This is a genomic window from Pseudomonas sp. WOUb67 (assembly GCF_050058005.1).
Taxonomy (GTDB): Bacteria; Pseudomonadota; Gammaproteobacteria; order Pseudomonadales; family Pseudomonadaceae; genus Aquipseudomonas; species Aquipseudomonas putida_R.
This window is the reverse complement of sequence record NZ_CP170112.1, coordinates 4,489,958-4,506,390: the sequence shown is the minus strand read 5'-3', so window position 1 is coordinate 4,506,390 and position 16,433 is coordinate 4,489,958. Positions and strand designations below refer to the sequence as shown.

The 16,433-nt window shown below is 63.7% G+C and carries 18 protein-coding genes; 12 read left to right on the top strand and 6 right to left on the bottom strand.

The window, feature by feature from the left end:
* Window positions 1–357: 357 nt before the first annotated feature.
* Both ABOC32_RS20030 and ABOC32_RS20025 read left to right on the top strand, forming a co-directional pair.
* A complete protein-coding gene (locus tag ABOC32_RS20030; RefSeq protein ID WP_426808546.1) occupies window positions 358–1,737 on the top strand; it encodes an NAD(P)-binding domain-containing protein in 1,380 nt (459 codons plus the stop codon).
* A 117-nt stretch (window positions 1,738–1,854) separates the two neighbouring features.
* A complete protein-coding gene (locus ABOC32_RS20025; protein ID WP_234227994.1) occupies window positions 1,855–2,394 on the top strand; it encodes an RrF2 family transcriptional regulator in 540 nt (179 codons plus the stop codon).
* Window positions 2,395–2,522: 128 nt separating this feature from the next.
* Here the strand turns inward: ABOC32_RS20025 and ABOC32_RS20020 are convergent, their stop codons facing one another.
* Entirely contained in the window at window positions 2,523–3,434 is a 912-nt protein-coding gene (locus tag ABOC32_RS20020) for an AraC family transcriptional regulator (protein ID WP_426808545.1), read from the bottom strand.
* A gap of 102 nt (window positions 3,435–3,536) precedes the next feature.
* Between ABOC32_RS20020 and ABOC32_RS20015 the strand changes: the two genes are divergently transcribed.
* The 5 genes from ABOC32_RS20015 (at window position 3,537) to ABOC32_RS19995 (ending at window position 8,025) form a co-directional block, all read left to right on the top strand.
* Entirely contained in the window at window positions 3,537–4,097 is a 561-nt protein-coding gene (locus tag ABOC32_RS20015; protein ID WP_086975044.1) for a carboxymuconolactone decarboxylase family protein, read from the top strand.
* A gap of 98 nt (window positions 4,098–4,195) precedes the next feature.
* A complete protein-coding gene (locus ABOC32_RS20010) occupies window positions 4,196–5,260 on the top strand; it encodes an acyl-CoA dehydrogenase family protein (protein ID WP_426808544.1) in 1,065 nt (354 codons plus the stop codon).
* Window positions 5,257–6,078 (top strand): ABC transporter ATP-binding protein, encoded by an 822-nt coding sequence (locus ABOC32_RS20005; RefSeq protein ID WP_426808543.1) that lies wholly within the window; start codon window positions 5,257–5,259, stop codon window positions 6,076–6,078. Before ABOC32_RS20010 ends, ABOC32_RS20005 begins: the two co-directional genes overlap by 4 nt.
* Window positions 6,065–7,270, top strand: coding sequence for an ABC transporter substrate-binding protein (locus ABOC32_RS20000; protein WP_426808542.1), 1,206 nt, complete (start codon window positions 6,065–6,067; stop codon window positions 7,268–7,270). Before ABOC32_RS20005 ends, ABOC32_RS20000 begins: the two co-directional genes overlap by 14 nt.
* Window positions 7,270–8,025, top strand: coding sequence for an ABC transporter permease (locus ABOC32_RS19995; protein WP_426808541.1), 756 nt, complete (start codon window positions 7,270–7,272; stop codon window positions 8,023–8,025). The genes ABOC32_RS20000 and ABOC32_RS19995 overlap by 1 nt, the downstream gene beginning before the upstream one ends.
* A gap of 111 nt (window positions 8,026–8,136) precedes the next feature.
* On the opposite strand, the gene ABOC32_RS19990 is transcribed toward ABOC32_RS19995, so the two are convergent.
* Together ABOC32_RS19990 and argC are read right to left on the bottom strand one after the other, a co-directional pair.
* Window positions 8,137–8,823 (bottom strand): GNAT family N-acetyltransferase, encoded by a 687-nt coding sequence (locus ABOC32_RS19990; protein WP_426808540.1) that lies wholly within the window; start codon window positions 8,821–8,823, stop codon window positions 8,137–8,139.
* An 80-nt stretch (window positions 8,824–8,903) separates the two neighbouring features.
* Window positions 8,904–9,845: an N-acetyl-gamma-glutamyl-phosphate reductase gene (gene argC, locus ABOC32_RS19985; RefSeq protein WP_426808539.1), complete on the bottom strand. Its 942-nt coding sequence runs from the start codon at window positions 9,843–9,845 to the stop codon at window positions 8,904–8,906.
* 215 nt (window positions 9,846–10,060) lie between these two features.
* On the opposite strand from argC, the gene ABOC32_RS19980 reads away from it, so the two are divergent.
* Window positions 10,061–10,942, top strand: a complete 882-nt coding sequence (locus ABOC32_RS19980; RefSeq protein WP_426808538.1) for a LysR family transcriptional regulator — start codon at window positions 10,061–10,063, stop codon at window positions 10,940–10,942.
* A 4-nt stretch (window positions 10,943–10,946) separates the two neighbouring features.
* Here ABOC32_RS19980 and ABOC32_RS19975 read toward each other — a convergent pair whose 3' ends face one another.
* Both ABOC32_RS19975 and ABOC32_RS19970 read right to left on the bottom strand, forming a co-directional pair.
* Window positions 10,947–11,156: a tautomerase family protein gene (locus ABOC32_RS19975; protein ID WP_426808537.1), complete on the bottom strand. Its 210-nt coding sequence runs from the start codon at window positions 11,154–11,156 to the stop codon at window positions 10,947–10,949.
* Between the two features lie 18 nt (window positions 11,157–11,174).
* Window positions 11,175–11,909, bottom strand: a complete 735-nt coding sequence (locus tag ABOC32_RS19970) for an SDR family NAD(P)-dependent oxidoreductase (protein WP_426808536.1) — start codon at window positions 11,907–11,909, stop codon at window positions 11,175–11,177.
* A gap of 123 nt (window positions 11,910–12,032) precedes the next feature.
* Here ABOC32_RS19970 and ABOC32_RS19965 point away from each other — a divergent pair, with 123 nt between their 5' ends.
* Entirely contained in the window at window positions 12,033–12,953 is a 921-nt protein-coding gene (locus ABOC32_RS19965; RefSeq protein WP_426808535.1) for a LysR family transcriptional regulator, read from the top strand.
* A 93-nt stretch (window positions 12,954–13,046) separates the two neighbouring features.
* The gene (locus tag ABOC32_RS19960) at window positions 13,047–13,319 is read left to right on the top strand and encodes a hypothetical protein (RefSeq protein WP_043204205.1); all 273 of its coding nucleotides are present in this window, start codon (window positions 13,047–13,049) and stop codon (window positions 13,317–13,319) included.
* Window positions 13,320–13,448: 129 nt separating this feature from the next.
* Here the strand turns inward: ABOC32_RS19960 and ABOC32_RS19955 are convergent, their stop codons facing one another.
* Window positions 13,449–14,099 (bottom strand): TIGR04211 family SH3 domain-containing protein, encoded by a 651-nt coding sequence (locus ABOC32_RS19955; RefSeq protein WP_426808534.1) that lies wholly within the window; start codon window positions 14,097–14,099, stop codon window positions 13,449–13,451.
* Between the two features lie 306 nt (window positions 14,100–14,405).
* Here ABOC32_RS19955 and ABOC32_RS19950 point away from each other — a divergent pair, with 306 nt between their 5' ends.
* Both ABOC32_RS19950 and ABOC32_RS19945 read left to right on the top strand, forming a co-directional pair.
* The gene (locus tag ABOC32_RS19950; protein ID WP_426811632.1) at window positions 14,406–15,713 is read left to right on the top strand and encodes an OprD family porin; all 1,308 of its coding nucleotides are present in this window, start codon (window positions 14,406–14,408) and stop codon (window positions 15,711–15,713) included.
* Window positions 15,714–15,841: 128 nt separating this feature from the next.
* Complete coding sequence (locus ABOC32_RS19945) at window positions 15,842–16,321, top strand: VOC family protein (protein ID WP_086975034.1); 480 nt, start codon at window positions 15,842–15,844, stop codon at window positions 16,319–16,321.
* Window positions 16,322–16,433 lie beyond the last annotated feature (112 nt).

The following is a 16,433-nucleotide window of genomic DNA, read 5'->3' as shown; positions in this document are numbered from 1 at the left end:
GGCGCAAGCCTTGATATCCCCACCCCCATCCGTTATAGATAAAAAGGAAACCACAAAGAAAAGAGGCCATTGCAGCCCCCATGTACGAGATCACACGTATCTTGCGCCCCTCAGGCCCCCATTTTGCGCCCCGCGCCGATGGATACGGGCCCACCCCCATGATCCTTTCCCCGCTTTCCAGCCTGTTCCACGTGTTGTCGATTCCGCCCGCCAACATCCTGCTCAACCAGATGCGCAAACGCCCCGTTCCTCCGCCTGCACCGTAACGCCTGAATCCCGCCTCACCCCCGGCTTTTCGCCGTCTGGGGTTGGGGAGCCTTTGCATTTTTTTCAGCGTTCAACTGTTCAGGAATCACTATGACTCTTCGTGTAGCTATCATCGGTGCCGGCCCGTCCGGCCTTGCGCAACTGCGTGCATTCCAGTCTGCCCATGCCCTGGGCGCGCCCATGCCGGAAATCGTCTGCTTCGAAAAACAGGCCGACTGGGGCGGTATGTGGAACTACACCTGGCGCACCGGCCTCGACCAGCATGGCGAGCCGGTGCACGGCAGCATGTACCGCTACCTATGGTCCAACGGCCCCAAGGAGTGCCTGGAATTCGCCGACTACAGCTTCGATGAGCACTTCGGGCGGCCGATCTCTTCGTATCCGCCGCGCGAGGTGCTGTGGGACTACATTCAAGGCCGGGTGAAGAAGGCCGGCGTGCGCGATTACATCCGCTTCAATACCGTGGTCAAGAACGTCAGTTTCGATGAACACACCCGCGCGTTCACCGTCAGCGCCCATGACTACAGCGCAGGGGTGGGTATCGAGCAGGTGTTCGATTACGTGGTGGTGGCCAGTGGACACTTTTCCACCCCGCACGTGCCGGAGTTCGAAGGTTTCGAGCGCTTCACCGGGCGTATCCTGCACGCCCACGATTTTCGCGAAGCGGTGGAATTCAAGGGTCAGGACCTGCTCATTGTCGGCAGCAGCTACTCTGCCGAAGACATCGGTTCGCAGTGCTACAAGTACGGTGCGCGCTCGATCACCACGGCCTACCGTACCCAGCCGATGGGCTACAAATGGCCCAAGGGGTGGGAAGAGCGGCCGCAACTGGTGCGGGTCGAGCACGACCAGGCGTTCTTCGCAGACGGCTCGAGCAAGCGCGTGGATGCGATCATCCTGTGCACGGGCTACCAGCATCACTTCCCGTTCCTGCCGGATGAGCTGACCCTCAAGACCAACAACCGCCTGTGGCCGGCGGGGTTGTACCAGGGCGTGGTATGGGAGCAGAACCCGCAGTTGCTGTACCTGGGCATGCAAGACCTCTGGTACAGCTTCAACCTGTTCGACGCACAGGCTTGGTTTGCCCGCGACTACATGATGGGCCGCATCAAGCTGCCGTCCAGCGCAGACATGCAAGCCGACAGCCAGCGCTGGCGCGAGGACGAAGAAAGCCTGGAAACCACGGCCTCGATGTATGAGTTTCAGGGCAGGTACATCAAGCACCTGATCGAGCAGACCGATTACCCACGCTTCGACATCGATGCGGTCAACCGCATCTTCCTGCAATGGAAGCAGGACAAGAAGCACGACATCATGGGCTACCGGGACAAATCCTACCGCTCGGTGCTCACCGGTACCAAAGCGGTGCCCCACCATACCCGCTGGATGCAGGCGATGGACGACTCGCTGCAGGAGTACTTGCGCGAGACGGACGGCAAGAAGGGCGAAGTGAAGGCTCTGCGCGGGTAGACGCCAGCCTTTTTCAGCACGGCGCGGCTGGCGAGCCGGCGCTTCAAGGCAGAAGACCGCTTTGCGGTGCTGGCCCTACCGGCGTATGATTTGCGACAAAGTTGGTCGGAGATTTAAATGTCGCTTTACAGTGCTGGCGTCGAATACGGCATCCATTGCCTGTTGTTCCTGGTGGACGAGCGTGGTGATTCGCGCGAGTCCAGCGTGCGCGACCTGGCGGAGTTGCAAGGCGTGCCCCAGGAGTACCTGGCCAAGGTCTTCACCAAGCTGGCGCGCGCCAAGCTGGTGGTTGCCACCGAAGGTGTGCGCGGGGGCTTTCGCCTGGCCCGGCCTTCGGACGAGATCACCGTGCTGGACATCGTCAATGCCATCGACGGGCCGAAGAAGATTTTCGACTGCCGCGAGATCCGCGAACGCTGCACGCTGTTCGAGGGTTCTGCACCGGGCTGGGCGACTGAAGGCACCTGTGCGATCCATGCCGTGATGCTCGGGGCACAGAAGCGCATGGAAGAGGCCTTGGCGCAGCAGACCATCCTCGACCTGGCGCGACGGTTCGGGCGCAAGGCGCCGGCCGAGTTCGGCCAACAGGTGAATAGCTGGATGGGTGAGCGACGGGAAGGTAAAGGTGGCGGGGACATACCTGTCAGCCAGGTCTGAATATTTTGCCTGTACCGGCCTCTTCGCGGGTGAACCCGCTCCCACAGGTACTGCACAGGTCTTGAAACCTGTGGTGACCCTGTGGGAGCGGGTTCACCCGCGAAGAGGCCGGTACAGGAGTAACGCTATCAGCGCCCTTCATGCTGGCGCCGATACGCCCCCGGCTGCACCCCCACCGCCTTGGCAAACGCCCGGGTAAACGCCGCCACCGACTGATACCCCACCTGCGCACCCACTTGCTCCACGGTATTCCCTGCCCGCAGCAACTGGCTGGCATGGCGCATGCGCAGCGCCAGCAGCACCTGCCCCGGCGATTGCCCGGCCAGTTCATTGAAGCGCTTGAAAAACGCCGACCGCGACAAGCCGGTGCAGGCGGCCATGCTCTCCAGCGTCCAGGCTTGCCCCGGTTGCTCGATCAATTGTTCCAGCAAACCGGCGAACGCGGGCTGGCGGGCGAGGGCGACCAGCCCGCCCAGTGACTGCCCGGCATTGACCTGCTGGCGCAGCACGTACAGGAACAACAGGTGGGTCAGCCGCTCCAGCAACGCCTGTGACGGGCCAGCGGCACGCCGGCATTCTTCCAGAATCAGCTCGAACAGCGCCCGCGCCGCACTGCCAGCGGGGTCTTCGGCGCGCAGCAAGATCCAGTCAGCCAGGCCCTCGACAATCAGCGAAGACAAGCCGGACTGGAAATGGAAAAAGCCGCACACCAGCCCGACGCCGTCGCTGGCCTCGCTGTCCAGTGCCTGCATGGCCTGGCGCGGTTGGGCACAGGCGTCGACCGGGTCCTGGTCGCTGGACAAGCGATAGGCAAGGTCGCGCAACAGGAATACGGCATCGCCCTTTTCCAGGCGTACCGCTTGCGGCTGGCCGTCGATGTGTAACCAGCAATGCCCTTGCACCACCAGGTGGAAGCTGGCGCGGCCCATGCCCTGGGTGCTGGCGTGCCAGCCGCCGCAGTAGCGGCCGACATGAAACAGGCTGGCATCAAGCTCCAGGCCTTCTAATAACCAATCGACAAGGTGGCTCGACGAAATCATCTAATACAAAGACTCAGGAACAAGGAAAGGCGACTGATGAATATGGAGGGTAATTCTTATAACCAACAGACTGTAGTGACACCCATCAAAGGAGACCACTCCATGTCCTCGCGCATTACTTTACACACGCTGCAGAGTGCTCCGGAAGCGGCCCGGCCGTTTCTCGAGAATGCCCAGAAGAATTCCGGCTTCATCCCCAACCTGCTGGGCGTGCTGGCCAACGCCCCGGCGGCGCTGGAAACCTACGTGACCGTTTCGGCACTCAATGGCAAGGCCGAGCTGAGCCTGGCCGAGCGTGAAGTGGTGCAGCTGATTGCCGCCACCCGGCATGGCTGCGACTTCTGCGTGGCCGGCCACACCGCCGTGGCGCTCAACAAGGCCAAGCTGCCGCAAGAGGTAGTCGATGCCCTGCGTGCCCGCGGCGAACTGCCCGATGCCCGTTACGAAACCCTGGCCGCCTTCGCCCGTGAAGTGATCGACACCCGCGGCAATGTCAGCGAGGCCACCTACCAGGCCTTCCGTGAAGCCGGCTTCAGCGAAGGCAACGCGCTGGAAGTGATTCTGGGGGTCAGCCTCGCAACCCTGTGCAACTTTGCTAATGTTTTCGCCCAGACGCCACTCAACGAAGAGCTTGGCAAGTACCGCTGGCAGCCTTCTGCGTAGCCCACGTGAGAGAGCGGCCGTGACGCGGTCGTGGTAGGAGCGGCCTTGTGCCGCGAATGGGCCGCCAGGCGGCCCCGGCGTTCAAAAGGAGCAAGACCATGCAAGATTGTGCATTTCGACACTGGCTGGATGCCAATGCCGAGGCCATCGACCGGGGCCTGTGCGAACCGCAGCAGGTGCTGGCGCAGATCGCCGAATCGCAGCTGTTGCGCATCGGTGTCGACCCCGCCCTGGGCGGCACGGGCGGGCAGGTGACCGACGCGGTCGAGGCGATTGCCGCCATCGCCAGCCGCTCGTTGGCTGCGGCCTTCGTCTGCTGGGGCCAGCGCGCTTTTATCGAATACCTGTTGCACAGCCCTAACCAGCCCCTGCGCGAGCGCCTGCTGCCGCGCCTGCTGACCGGCGAACTGGCCGGCGCCACCGGGCTGTCCAACGCCATGAAGTTTTTGTCCGGCATCGAAGCGTTGCAGGTGCGCGGTCGCCCTGCAACCGATGGCTGGAACCTGGAAGGGCGCCTGCACTGGGTGACCAACCTGCGCAAGAGCGGCTTTGTGGTGGCGGCGGCCATTGAAGACGAAGCCGGTGGCACGCCGTTCGTGCTGGCCATTCCTTCCGAGGCCCGGGGCCTGGAGCGCTCCGACGACTTGCAACTGCTGGGCCTGCAGTCGAGCAACACGGCGGCGCTGGCCTTCCACCAGGTGCCGTTGGCGCGTGACTGGCTGCTGCACGAAAATGCCCGCGAATTCCTGCCACGGGTACGCCCGGCGTTCCTGGCGTTGCAGTGCGGCATGGCGATCGGCCTGGCGCGACGGGCGCTGGAAGAGGTTCAAACGCACCTGCATGGCCGTGCCTCGTTCCTCGACGAAGCACGTCAGGTGCTCAGCGAACGCCTGGAAAACACCGTGAGCGAGCTCAAGCAGGGATTGCTCGATGGCCGCTTCCAGCAGCAGCCGGCAGCCTTGTTCAAGCTGCGCATCACGCTGGCCGAAAGTGCCGCCGATGCGGTACAGCTGGAGCTGCAGGCCAGTGGAGGCAAGGCTTACCTCAGCGAATATGGCGAAGGTTTTGCCCGCCGCTGGCGCGAATCGGCCTTCGTGCCGATCGTCACGCCTAGCCTGGTGCAACTGCGCGCCGAACTGCAACGCCAGGCGGGCGCCGCATGAGCCACGTGTTGCTCGAGGCCCGCGATATCAGCCTGGGCTACCCGCGTGAGGGGGGCTGGCAGCAGGTGCTGGCGCAGTTCGACCTGCAGCTGGCGCCCGGCGAAGTGGTGAGCATTCTGGGCCCCAGTGGCGTCGGCAAGTCCAGCCTGCTGCGGGTACTGGCCGGCCTGCAACAGCCCCGCGGCGGCAGTGTGGCCTTGCACGGCCAGCCGTTGCAGGGCCCGCACCCCCGGCTGGCGGTGGCGTTCCAGGACCCGAGCCTGCTGCCTTGGCTTAGCCTGGAAAAGAACGTCGCCTTCGGCCTGGACTTCGCCCGCCAGCCCAAGCTGGCCGCTGCCGAGCGACGCGCGCGCATCGACCATGCGATTGCCGCCGTGGGCCTGGCCCACGCCCGTGGCCAGTACCCGGCGCAGTTGTCCGGCGGCATGGCCCAGCGCACCGCACTGGCCCGCTGCCTGGCGCGCCAGCCCGAGGTGCTGCTGCTGGACGAGCCGTTCGGCGCGCTGGATGAAGTGACCCGCGCCGACATGCAGCAACTGCTGCTGCAACTGATCGCCACCCATAACACGGCGGCGGTACTGATCACCCATGATATCGACGAAGCCCTGCTGCTGTCCGACCGGGTCCTGCTACTGGGCAACCACCCAGCGCACATCCTCGGCCAGTGGCACATCGACCTGCCGCAACCGCGCACGCAACGGGTCGAAGAACTGGGTGCGCTGCGCATCGAAATCCTCAAAACCCTTCGGCGGGCAAGCCGCACAGTCGAACCTACCTCAACCCCGTTGCCCTCGGAGGCTGTCCATGTGCATGGATGACTGCTGTTCCTCTTCTTCGCGTCGCGATTTTCTCAAGCTCGGCGCCATGCTCACGGCCGCCGGCGCGCTGCCATTGCTCTCAAGCCTGCAAGCCCGTGCCGCTTCCGAGCCGGACGCGCCGGTGCGTATCGGCTACCTGCCGATCACCGATGCCACGCCATTGCTGGTGGCACATAACAACGGCCTGTTCGAGGCCGAAGGCATCAAGGCCGAGCGCCCGGTGCTGCTGCGCAGCTGGGCACAGGTGATCGAGGCGTTCATCTCCGGGCAGGTCAACGTCATCCACCTGCTGTCGCCGATGACCGTATGGGCGCGCTATGGCAGCAAGGTGCCGGCCAAGGTAGTGGCCTGGAACCATGTAGGCGGCTCAGGCCTGACCGTGGCGCCCGATATAAGCGACATGAAACAGCTCGGTGGCAAGACCGTGGCCATCCCGTTCTGGTATTCGATCCATAACGTGGTGTTGCAGCAGATGCTCAACGACAACGGCCTGACACCGGTGTCAAAGCCTGCCAATGCGCAGTTGGCCGCCAACGAAGTCAACCTGCTGGTGCTGCCGCCATCCGACATGCCGCCAGCCTTGGCCAGCAAGCGCATTGCCGGCTACATCGTCGCCGAGCCGTTCAACGCCCTGGCCGAGAACCTCAAGGTTGGCCGCGTGCAGCGCTTTACCGGCGATGTGTGGCGCAACCACGCGTGCTGCGTGGTGTTCATGCATGAACATGACCTGAACAACCGCCCCGAGTGGTCGCAGAAGGTGGTCAACGCCATCGTCAAAGCCCAGCACTGGACCCGCGACCACCGCGCTGAAGCCGCCGCACTGTTGTCCAAGGCCGGCCCCAACAAGTACACCCCTCACGAGCCTGCGGTGCTGGCCAAGGTTCTCGCCCCGGCCGCCGAGGACCGTGCCGGCTACATTGCCAGTGGCGCCATTCGCCATCAGCAGTGGGACGAAAAGCGCATCGACTTCCAGCCATACCCGTTCCCGAGCTATACCGAAGAGCTGGTCAAGCGCCTGAAAACCACGCTGATCGAAGGTGACAACACGTTCCTTGCCGGGCTGGACCCGGCGCAGACCGCCCGCGACCTGGTCGACGATCGTTTCGTGCGTAACGCCATCGCTGCGGTTGGTGGCCCGTCGGTGTTCGGCATTGCCGACAACTTCGAGCGTAGTGAGGAGTTCGCGGTCTGATGCGCACGCATGTCGTACATGCCGGCCTTGGGCTGGCCGGGTTGCTGGCTTTGTTGCTGTTGTGGTGGGCTGGCGTTGCCGTGTTCGGCCAGGCCGACGGCCTGTCGGCGCGTTTTTCGCCGGCGGCAACCTTGGCCAGCCTGGTCGAGTTGCTGGGGCAGGGCGAGGTTTACGGGCACATCTGGGTCAGCCTCAAACGCATTCTGGTCGGGCTGCTGCTGGCGTTGCTGATTGGCGTGCCACTGGGCTTGCTGGTGGGCAGCTACCGGCATCTGGAAGCGGCGACTACGCCGGCGTTCCAGTTCCTGCGCATGATTTCGCCGTTGTCGTGGATGCCGGTGGTGGTGATGCTGATGGGCGTGGGTGACCAGCCGATCTACTTCCTGCTGGCGTTTGCCGCGTTATGGCCGATCTTGCTGAACACCGCGGCGGGCGTCAGGCAGCTGGACCCACGCTGGCTGCAACTGAGCCGCAGCTTGAGCGCCACGCGCTGGGAAACCTTGTGCAAGGTGATCGTGCCCGGGGTGATCGGTCACGTGCTGACCGGCGTGCGCCTGGCCATCGGCATTCTGTGGATCGTGCTGGTGCCGTGCGAAATGCTCGGGGTGAGTGCGGGATTGGGGTATTTCATCCTCGATACCCGCGACCGGCTGGCATATTCCGAACTGATGGCGATGGTGCTGCTGATTGGCGTGCTGGGGTTTGTGCTTGATGCCCTGGCGCGTGCGCTGCATCGGCGCTGGGTGCATGGCTGAGGGGCCAGTGAGGCGCCTTCGCGGGTGAACCCGCTCCCACAGGGATAACACAGGTTTTGAAAGCTGTGGTGTACCTGTGGGAGCGGGTTCACCCGCGAATAGGCCTTTGGATCAATGCACGGTCTTGCGCTGCCGCACACATTCCTGGGCTTGGGCGGTCAGCTCATCCAGCCGCTCATCGCGCATCTGCTCTGCTTCGATCATCGCATCCTCACCCTGCTGGTTAAGCAGGTAGGTGTGAATCTGCATCACTTCAGTGGTCTGATAAATCGGCGCAATGTCCAGGCGCCCGATTAGCGCACCACTGGCCTGGCCGGTACTGCTCATCAGCACCTGCGGCCCATTGGCGGCCACCACCTGCATGCCCATCGCCTCGAACCACGGCACCTGGCTGGCAAAGGCGTTCAGCTCCACGCAGGCATGGCGTGCCTGCAGGTCGCCCAGCAGGGCGCGGGCGATGCCCTGGCGGCGATGGCTGGGGCGCACGGCAAGAAATGCCAGTGAGCACGCCTGCTCATCGTCCTCGGCCGGCAGCGACAGGGCAAAACCCAGCAACTGGTCCGGCGCCTCGGCATCCAGTGCAAGGGTGAGCGCCACGGCAAGGCCGCGGGTGCCATCCAGCGCTTGCAGGTACTGGTGCACCTCCATGCCGACGCCGTACTGGTACAGCGGGTACAGCGGGTTGTCGGCGGTAATGGCGACACTGCTCAGTTCGCCGACATGGTGGATCACCAGCTCGCGGATCTGGTTCTGGAAAGATTCGGGCGGCACGCTGTCGAGGCGGCTCAGGATGAACATCGGGGGGCGGGCTCCGGCGGGTGGGAATACAGCCCGGGCCAGGTTGGCGCGGGCTGTACAGTTTAACCGGTTTTGCCGTATCAGCCTTGTTGCTGTAGCGCACCGAGCATCAGGTCGAGGTTTTGCACTGCCGCGCCCGAAGCGCCTTTGCCCAGGTTATCGAACACGGCGGTCAGCAAGACCTGGCCATGCTCGGGGTTGGCGTACAGCGCCAGGCGCAGGTCGTTGCTGTCGTTCAAGGCCTCGGGGTCGAGGTTTGCAGCTGCGCCCTGCTGATGCAGCGGCATCACCTGCACATGGCGTGCGCCCTGGTAATGCTGTTCCAGGCAGGCCTGTAGCTGTTCGGCGCTGACATTGCCCGGTAGCAGGCGCAATTGCAGCGGAATGCTCAGCACGATGCCCTGACGGTAGGCACCGTAGCCGGGCATGAACACTGGCCTTGCCGACAGCCCGGCGTGTTGCTGGATTTCGGGTACGTGCTTGTGCGCCAGTTCCAGCCCATAAAGTTGCAAGACCGGGGCGTTGCTGGCGCCGGGTTGTTCGTGGCGTTCAACGGCCGCGCGGCCACCGCCGGAATAGCCGGAGATGGCATGGATGCCCAGCGGGTAGTCGGCTGGCAGTAACCCGGCTTTGACCAGTGGGCGTAGCAAGGCGATGGCGCCAGTGGGGTAGCAGCCCGGGTTGCTGACGCGCTTGCTTTGGGCGATGCGTTCGGCCTGTTGGTCGTCCAGTTCTGGCAGGCCATAGACCCAGCCTGGGGTGGTGCGGTGCGCCGAGCTGGCGTCGATCACCCGCACCTGCGGGTTGTGGATCGCTGCCACGGCCTCGCGAGCGGCGTCATCGGGCAGGCACAGCAGGGCGATGTCGGCGCTGTTGATGGCCTCGCGGCGGCGCTGCGGGTCTTTGCGCTCGGCCTCGGGCAGGGTGAGCAGGCGCAGGTCGCTGCGGCCTTGCAGGCGGGCATGGATCTGCAGGCCGGTGGTGCCTTGGTCGCCGTCGATGAAGACAACAGGAGTGTGCATGTTCGCGTCCGGTTGGGGAAAGATGGCCTATGGTCGCTTGTGGATTTGGTAATGAAAATTTGAATATGATGATCGATATGCTCAGTTTTACTGAACAAAGTATCCAGTGCCGGCCTTTTCGCGGGTAAACCCGCACCCACAAGGTTGGTGGTGGTTTTGATAAAAGTGGTAAACCTGTGGGAGCGGGTTTACCCGCGAATAGGCCGCCACTGAAAATGCGTGAAATCAGCCTCGACCGCCTCCGCACCCTGGTGTTCATCGCCGACCTGGGCTCTTTTGCCGAGGCCGCCCGCCAGCTCAACCTGGCACCGCCCACCATCAGCCTGCATGTGGCCGAACTGGAGGCGCGTATCGGCGCTCCGTTGCTCAGCCGCACCCGCGGCCAGGTACGCCCCACGGCCATTGGCGAAACGCTGCTGGCCCGTGCCCGGCGCCTGCTGGCCGACGCCGACCTGGCGCTGGACGAAGTACGCCGGCAGGTGGAGGGGCTGACCGGCCGGGTACGCCTGGGCGCATCCACCGGTGCTATCGCCCACTTGCTGCCGCAGGCGCTGGAGCACTTGCGTGTGGACCATCCGGGTATCGACGTGCAGGTACAAGTGCTGACTTCCCAGGCATCGCTGGGGCGATTGCGTGAAGGGACGCTGGATATCGGCCTGGTGGCCTTGCCGCAGGTGGCCGGCAAAGGGCTGACCGTTACCCCCTGGTGGCGCGATCCGATCCTGGCCTACGTACCGGCCGACTGGCAGCCGCCGGCGAAGGTCACACCGGCCTGGCTGGCGCAGCGGGCGTTGATTCTCAACGACAGCAGTACCCAGCTGTCACGGGTTACCGGCGAGTGGTTCGCGGCAGCAGGGTTGTACCCCGAGCCGCGGATCGAGCTGAACTACAACGATGCGATCAAGAGCCTGGTCGGGGCCGGGTACGGCGCGACGTTGCTGCCGCAGGAAGGCGAAGCCGCCGAACTGGACCGGCGCATTGCGCGCCGGCCGCTGCGACCAGGGTTGTGGCGGCAGTTGGGTATCGCCTGCCGGGAGGGCCAGGTGGAACGTGCCACGGGGTATGTGTTGCAGGCGTTGGAGCGGTTGCGGCAGTGAGGGGCTAGCAACCCCGCTCTCGCGCCCGGACTGCGGTCACCGTCTCGCCACCTACACCCCAGTTGTCGGTGGGCACCTCTTCGATCACCACAAAGGTACTGGCCGGCGGCTTGCCCAGCACGTCTTGCAGCAGACGGGTCGTCCCCTCGATGAGCCGGCGCTTGTGCTCGGCGGTAACGCCTTCATCGGTCACGCGGATGTGTACATAAGGCATGGCTGCGCGCTCCTTTGATCAGTGCCAGGTGCCAGCGGTGCTACCGCCATCCACAGGCAGTATCACACCGCTGACAAAGCGCGAGTCGGCCAGATACAGCACCGCGTCCACCACGTCCTGGGGTGAGCCGGTGCGGCCACTGGGTGACAACGCGCCCATCCCCTGCACATTGTCACCATGCAGCGGTGTCTCGATGATTCCCGGTGCCACGGCATTCACCTGCACGCCGCTGGCGGCCAGTTCCAGCGCCAGGCCTTTCACCGCCTGGTTCAGGCCACCCTTGACCAGCACCGGCAGCAGGGCCGGCACGCGGGTGTCCGGTTGCAGGGCGATGGAGGCAGTGATGGCGATGATCTGCCCGTACCCTTGCCGGGTCATGATCCGCGCCGCTTCCTGGGCTGGGTAGAAGAAGCCCTTGAGGTTGGTGCCGACCAGCGCGTCGACATCGGCCTCGCTGTACTCGGCAAACGGTTTGGCAATGAATATGCCGGCGTTGTTGATCAGGATGTCCGCGCCGCCAAAGGTTTGCAGGGCGGCAGCGAACAGCCGCTGCGCCGTGTCCGCCTCGGCAATGTCGCCCGCCACGCCGATGAAGCGCGAGGGGTTGCCGAGGCGGGCGGCGGCCTGCTCCAGGCGTGCCTGGCTACGGGCATTGCCGACCACGTTGTCGCCGCGTTCGAGGAAGGCCTCGGCCAGGGCGAACCCCAGGCCGCTGGAGGCCCCGGTGATGATGACGGTGCGTGGGGTGTTCATGTGCATGGTCTCCAGTGAAACGAGCATCGGCTCGGTGTGGCGTCACTGTAGGGCGCTGCCAGCACTTGAAAAATGAGGCGTAAGGCATTTCAATCGATACATCATGTAATCAATAGGGCCGTCATGAGCCGCCATTTCGATGACCTGCAACTGGGCAGCCTGGAGCTGTTCTGCCTGGCCGCTGACAGCGGCAGCTTCACTGCCGCAGCCACAGAGGCCAGCGTCACCCCGGCGGCGGTCAGCCGCAGCGTGGCGCGTCTGGAGGAGCGTCTGGGTGTACGCCTGTTCGTGCGGACCACCCGGCAGATGCGCCTGTCCTCTGCCGGCCAGGCTTATTACCAGCAATGCCGACAGGCGCTTGGGCAACTGGTCGAAGCCGAACGCCAGGTGACGGGCGGGCAGGTCGAACCCAGTGGCCTGCTGCGCATCAGTGCGCCCACGCCTTATGCGCACCATCGGCTGTTGCCGGTGTTGCCGCGTTTTCGCCAACGCTATCCGAAGGTGCAGGTGGACGTGCATGTCAGCAACCGCAACGTAGACTTTGCCGAGGAACCGTTCGACCTGGCCATTCGTGGTCGCGAACCGGCCGATTCACGTTTGGTGGCACGCCGCCTGGAGGATGCCGAGCTGGTGGTAGTGGCCACGCCAGGCTATCTGGCCCGTGCAGGTGTGCCGCAGGCACCGGAGGATTTGCTGCGGCACGAATGCATCCAGTTTGAGATGCCCAGCAGTGGCCGCCGCCCGCCGTGGAGCTTTCGCCAGGATGGCCGCCAGGTGGAACTCGAAACACAGGGCGCTTTTACCTGCCTGGGCGATTTTCTCGCCACTGTCACGCTGGTGCGCAATGGCGGTGGGCTGATGCAGGCTTACCGCTTTACCGTGCAGGATGCCCTGGCGAAGGGTGAACTGGTGGAAGTGCTGACCGAGTTTGGCGGGACTTCGCGGCCGTTCATACTGATCTACCCACAGGCGCGGCACATGCCGTTGCGGGTGCGGGTGTTCATCGATTTCCTGTTTGCCGAGACCGGGCAACCGCTGGGCTGAGGGGGGGCGGGGCAGGCGTGGGCCTACTATGCTTTTGGCTGCGTCGAGCGAACGCGCCTCGACGAACCCTATGGTTTTCCAGGAGAACGCTCCATGAAATCCACGAAATGCATACCCTTGCTAGTGATTGCGTCTGTCCTCAGCTTTGCCGCACACGCCGACCCTGCGAGCAATTGTGCGGCCAAGATCAAGGAGCTTGAAGACATCCAGAAGACAGATGGCCAGGCCATACATGGGGGCATGGCGCACGATTATCACGAGCTGCTGAAGCAAGCCAAGGAAGGGCAGGCTGCGGGCGACATGACCAAGTGCCAGGCCTCGGCAGACCGGGCCAAGACCATCTACAACAAAGCGCGCGGCAGGTAGGCGCATTCCTGCACTGGCCTCTTCGCGGGCTCGCCCGCTCCCACAGGATTTGCAACAGATTCAAGGCTTGTACAGTACCTGTGGGAGCGGGCAAGCCCGCGAAGGGGCCGGTGCAGGATGGCCACGCTGTCAGAACCAGCGATCGTTCTTCTTCCGCCCCCGGGTCAGCGCCGGCAAAATCAGCCCCGCCAGCAACCCCGCACCGGCAATGCTGCCGCCATACACCATGTAGCGCATCATCACCTGTTTGTTCTCGTCACCCAGGCGCGCCTGGGTATCGCGCAGCTCCGACTGGCTCTGGTCGAACTGTTCATTCAGCGCCTTGTTGCGCGCCTCCAGTTCGTCGATCAGCTTTTTCCGTGAGTCGAGGGTTTCCTGCATGCCCTGCACGCGGCTCTTCCAGCTGTCGTCGATGGTCTTCAACTGCCCGGTCAGCTCCGCGACCTGGGTGTCGAGCTGCGGCAGGCGTTCGTTCTGGCCTGGCACCGCTTGCAGGTCGTTGCTGAGTATCCACACCACATCGCCATTCTGCCCGCGCACCTGGCTGTAATTGCCCTGGGTGCCGAGCAGGGTCAGCGGTTGCCCCGACTTCAGGGTACCGACGATGCGGTGGCCATCGGTAGGGCCGCTGCGCACATAGGTACTCAGGCTGTCGCTGACCCAGCGTGCGTCGCTGGCAGGCTCTTCGGCGTGCACCGGCGCGGCAAGGGCCACCAAGGCGGCAATCAGGCCGCCGCGCAGGGCAGGGAGGACGGAAGCGGTTGGGCGGGATTCGGGCATGTTGGGTCTTCGCTGAAACAGGACAAAAGTAGGCCCGGTGACTGGGCCGATGAACCGGTCGGTGAGTTGACCGTCAGCCAAAGACCCTTTTTTTGTAGGCAGGTTCACTACCTGATGTCGGAAATGTCTGCAGGATGTTGCGGAACTCGCCCCAGAGCGCTTCGCCGCCGATGACGCAATTGTAATGCGCGGATCACCTTGGCGTTATCTGCCGGCCGTCAATCTCGGCCAGCCGACACAACTATAAAGACGACGTACAAGGAGCATCGGATGACCTGCAGATCACCCCTGAAACTGGCTGCGTGCATGGCGCTATCCGGCGTCGGCAACCTGGCGATGGCGGCGGACGAAGCCGCGGATGGTTTTATCGAGGGCAGCACGCTCAGCGTGCTCAACCGCAACTTCTACTTCAACCGCGACAACCGCGATTCCGCTGCCCCCACGCACAACTCAGGCAAGCAACCTGATAACGGTTATTCCGAAGCCTGGGCCCACGCCGTGATTGCCCGATTCGAGTCGGGTTTTACCCAGGGCACCGTGGGTGTTGGCCTGGATGCGTTCGCCATGCTCGGCCTCAAGCTGGACACCGGCGGCGGCCGCAACGGCGGGCGCAGTTCGTTCGATGTATTGCCGGTAGACCACGACGGCCAGGCCCGTGACGCGTACACCAAGGTGGGTGGCGCGGCCAAGGTGCGCCTGTACGACACAGTGCTGAAGGTAGGCGATGTGTACCCGGCCAACCCGGTGGTGGCCGCTGGCGACTCACGGCTGCTGCCGGAAAGCTTCCGTGGCGTGACCCTGGAAAACACCAGCATCAAGGACCTCACCCTGCAGGCTGGGCGCCTGCATGCCATGAGCCAGCCGGTGTCCAGTGACCTGCGGGAGAACTTCGTGACCTTCTATGGCGGCCCGGTCGATTCGCCGTGGATCGCTTATGGTGGCGGGGACTACACGCTCAACGAACATGTCAGCGTCAGCCTGTTCAGCAGCCGGCTGAAGGATGTGTGGAACCAGTACTACGCTGGCACCAGCCTCAGTTGGCCGCTGAGCGATGAGCTGGCCCTGATCGGCGGCTTCAACTATTACAAAGCCGTGGATGAAGGGCAGCAGCGCCTGGGCGCCTTCGACAACGATATTTGGAGCGCCAAGCTGGGTTTGCGCTTCGGCGCCCACACCCTGGCGCTGACACACCAGCGCAACAAGGGCGACGATGACTTCGACTACCTGCGCCAGTCAGACTCGATCTTTCTCGACAACTCCATCCAGTACAGCGATTTCAACTCGCCCAAAGAGCGTTCGTGGATGCTGCGTTATGACCTGAACATGGCCGCCTACGGTATTCCCGGGCTGTCGTTCATGACGCGCTACGGCAAAGGCACCGACGCCGACTACTCCAATGCCAACGCTGTGTACATGCGCCGCGATGCCGACGGCAACCCGCTGACCGACCAGAAGCGCTGGGAGCGTGACATCGAGGTCAAGTACGTGGTGCAGACCGGCGCGGCCAAGGACTTGTCGTTGCGCGTGCGCCAGGCCACCACCCGGGCCACGGCGTTCGAGTCGGACCTGGACGAAGTGCGGCTGATCGTGGAGTACCCGTTGTCGATCCTGTGAATTCACCTGGGTAGCCTTGCCGCTCCTTTGGTTTGGGTGGATATTCTGGCGCTCCGTATGGGGCGCTTTTTTTTTGTTCAAGGGAGCGGGCTAGACTGAAGGGTCCACACCCTTCATGGAGCACGGCCATGACTGCCAAGAACACCATCTGCCTCTGGTACGACAACGATGCCGAGGAGGCCGCCAACTTCTACGCCAGCATCTTTCCGGACAGCAAGGTGATCGCGCTGCACAAGGCGCCAGCTGACTATCCTTCGGGCAAGGAGGGCGATGTCATTACTGTCGAGTTCACGGTCATGGGCATTCCCTGTGTGGGGCTTAATGGCGGCTCGACGTTCAAGCACTGTGAGGCGTTTTCGTTCCAGGTCAGTACCGAAGACCAAGCTGAAACCGACCGCTTGTGGGATGCGATCATCGCTAATGGCGGCGAGGCCAGCGTGTGTGGTTGGTGCAAGGACAAATGGGGGATTTCCTGGCAGATCACCCCCCGTATCCTGATCGAGGCCATCGGCCACCCTGACCGTGCAGCGGCCAAACGGGCGTTCGAGGCCATGATGCAGATGGACAAGATCGACGTGGCCAGGATAGCGGCGGCATTGAAGGGGTGATCCCTCGGGTGCGGCTTGGTCTGTCATACGCTGTGGTTATCGATTGACTCTGGAAAATATCGCTTATCGAAGGGTGCCGCTGTTCCTAGACTCAGGTGGCGGCCCCCGAACC

What these genes read in the sequence shown, in the direction of transcription:
- ABOC32_RS19980 (WP_426808538.1), top strand. Translation starts at nt 10,061, where the DNA reads ATGCGTGAAATCAGCCTCGACCGCCTCCGCACCCTGGTGTTCATCGCC.
- ABOC32_RS19965 (WP_426808535.1), top strand. Translation starts at nt 12,033, where the DNA reads ATGAGCCGCCATTTCGATGACCTGCAACTGGGCAGCCTGGAGCTGTTC.
- ABOC32_RS19945 (WP_086975034.1), top strand. Translation starts at nt 15,842, where the DNA reads ATGACTGCCAAGAACACCATCTGCCTCTGGTACGACAACGATGCCGAG.
- ABOC32_RS19960 (WP_043204205.1), top strand. Translation starts at nt 13,047, where the DNA reads ATGAAATCCACGAAATGCATACCCTTGCTAGTGATTGCGTCTGTCCTC.
- ABOC32_RS19975 (WP_426808537.1), bottom strand. Translation starts at nt 11,156, where the DNA reads ATGCCTTATGTACACATCCGCGTGACCGATGAAGGCGTTACCGCCGAG.
- ABOC32_RS20010 (WP_426808544.1), top strand. Translation starts at nt 4,196, where the DNA reads ATGCAAGATTGTGCATTTCGACACTGGCTGGATGCCAATGCCGAGGCC.
- ABOC32_RS20000 (WP_426808542.1), top strand. Translation starts at nt 6,065, where the DNA reads ATGTGCATGGATGACTGCTGTTCCTCTTCTTCGCGTCGCGATTTTCTC.
- ABOC32_RS19995 (WP_426808541.1), top strand. Translation starts at nt 7,270, where the DNA reads ATGCGCACGCATGTCGTACATGCCGGCCTTGGGCTGGCCGGGTTGCTG.
- ABOC32_RS20025 (WP_234227994.1), top strand. Translation starts at nt 1,855, where the DNA reads ATGTCGCTTTACAGTGCTGGCGTCGAATACGGCATCCATTGCCTGTTG.
- ABOC32_RS20030 (WP_426808546.1), top strand. Translation starts at nt 358, where the DNA reads ATGACTCTTCGTGTAGCTATCATCGGTGCCGGCCCGTCCGGCCTTGCG.
- ABOC32_RS20020 (WP_426808545.1), bottom strand. Translation starts at nt 3,434, where the DNA reads ATGATTTCGTCGAGCCACCTTGTCGATTGGTTATTAGAAGGCCTGGAG.
- argC (WP_426808539.1), bottom strand. Translation starts at nt 9,845, where the DNA reads ATGCACACTCCTGTTGTCTTCATCGACGGCGACCAAGGCACCACCGGC.
- ABOC32_RS19990 (WP_426808540.1), bottom strand. Translation starts at nt 8,823, where the DNA reads ATGTTCATCCTGAGCCGCCTCGACAGCGTGCCGCCCGAATCTTTCCAG.
- ABOC32_RS19955 (WP_426808534.1), bottom strand. Translation starts at nt 14,099, where the DNA reads ATGCCCGAATCCCGCCCAACCGCTTCCGTCCTCCCTGCCCTGCGCGGC.
- ABOC32_RS19970 (WP_426808536.1), bottom strand. Translation starts at nt 11,909, where the DNA reads ATGAACACCCCACGCACCGTCATCATCACCGGGGCCTCCAGCGGCCTG.
- ABOC32_RS20005 (WP_426808543.1), top strand. Translation starts at nt 5,257, where the DNA reads ATGAGCCACGTGTTGCTCGAGGCCCGCGATATCAGCCTGGGCTACCCG.
- ABOC32_RS19950 (WP_426811632.1), top strand. Translation starts at nt 14,406, where the DNA reads ATGGCGCTATCCGGCGTCGGCAACCTGGCGATGGCGGCGGACGAAGCC.
- ABOC32_RS20015 (WP_086975044.1), top strand. Translation starts at nt 3,537, where the DNA reads ATGTCCTCGCGCATTACTTTACACACGCTGCAGAGTGCTCCGGAAGCG.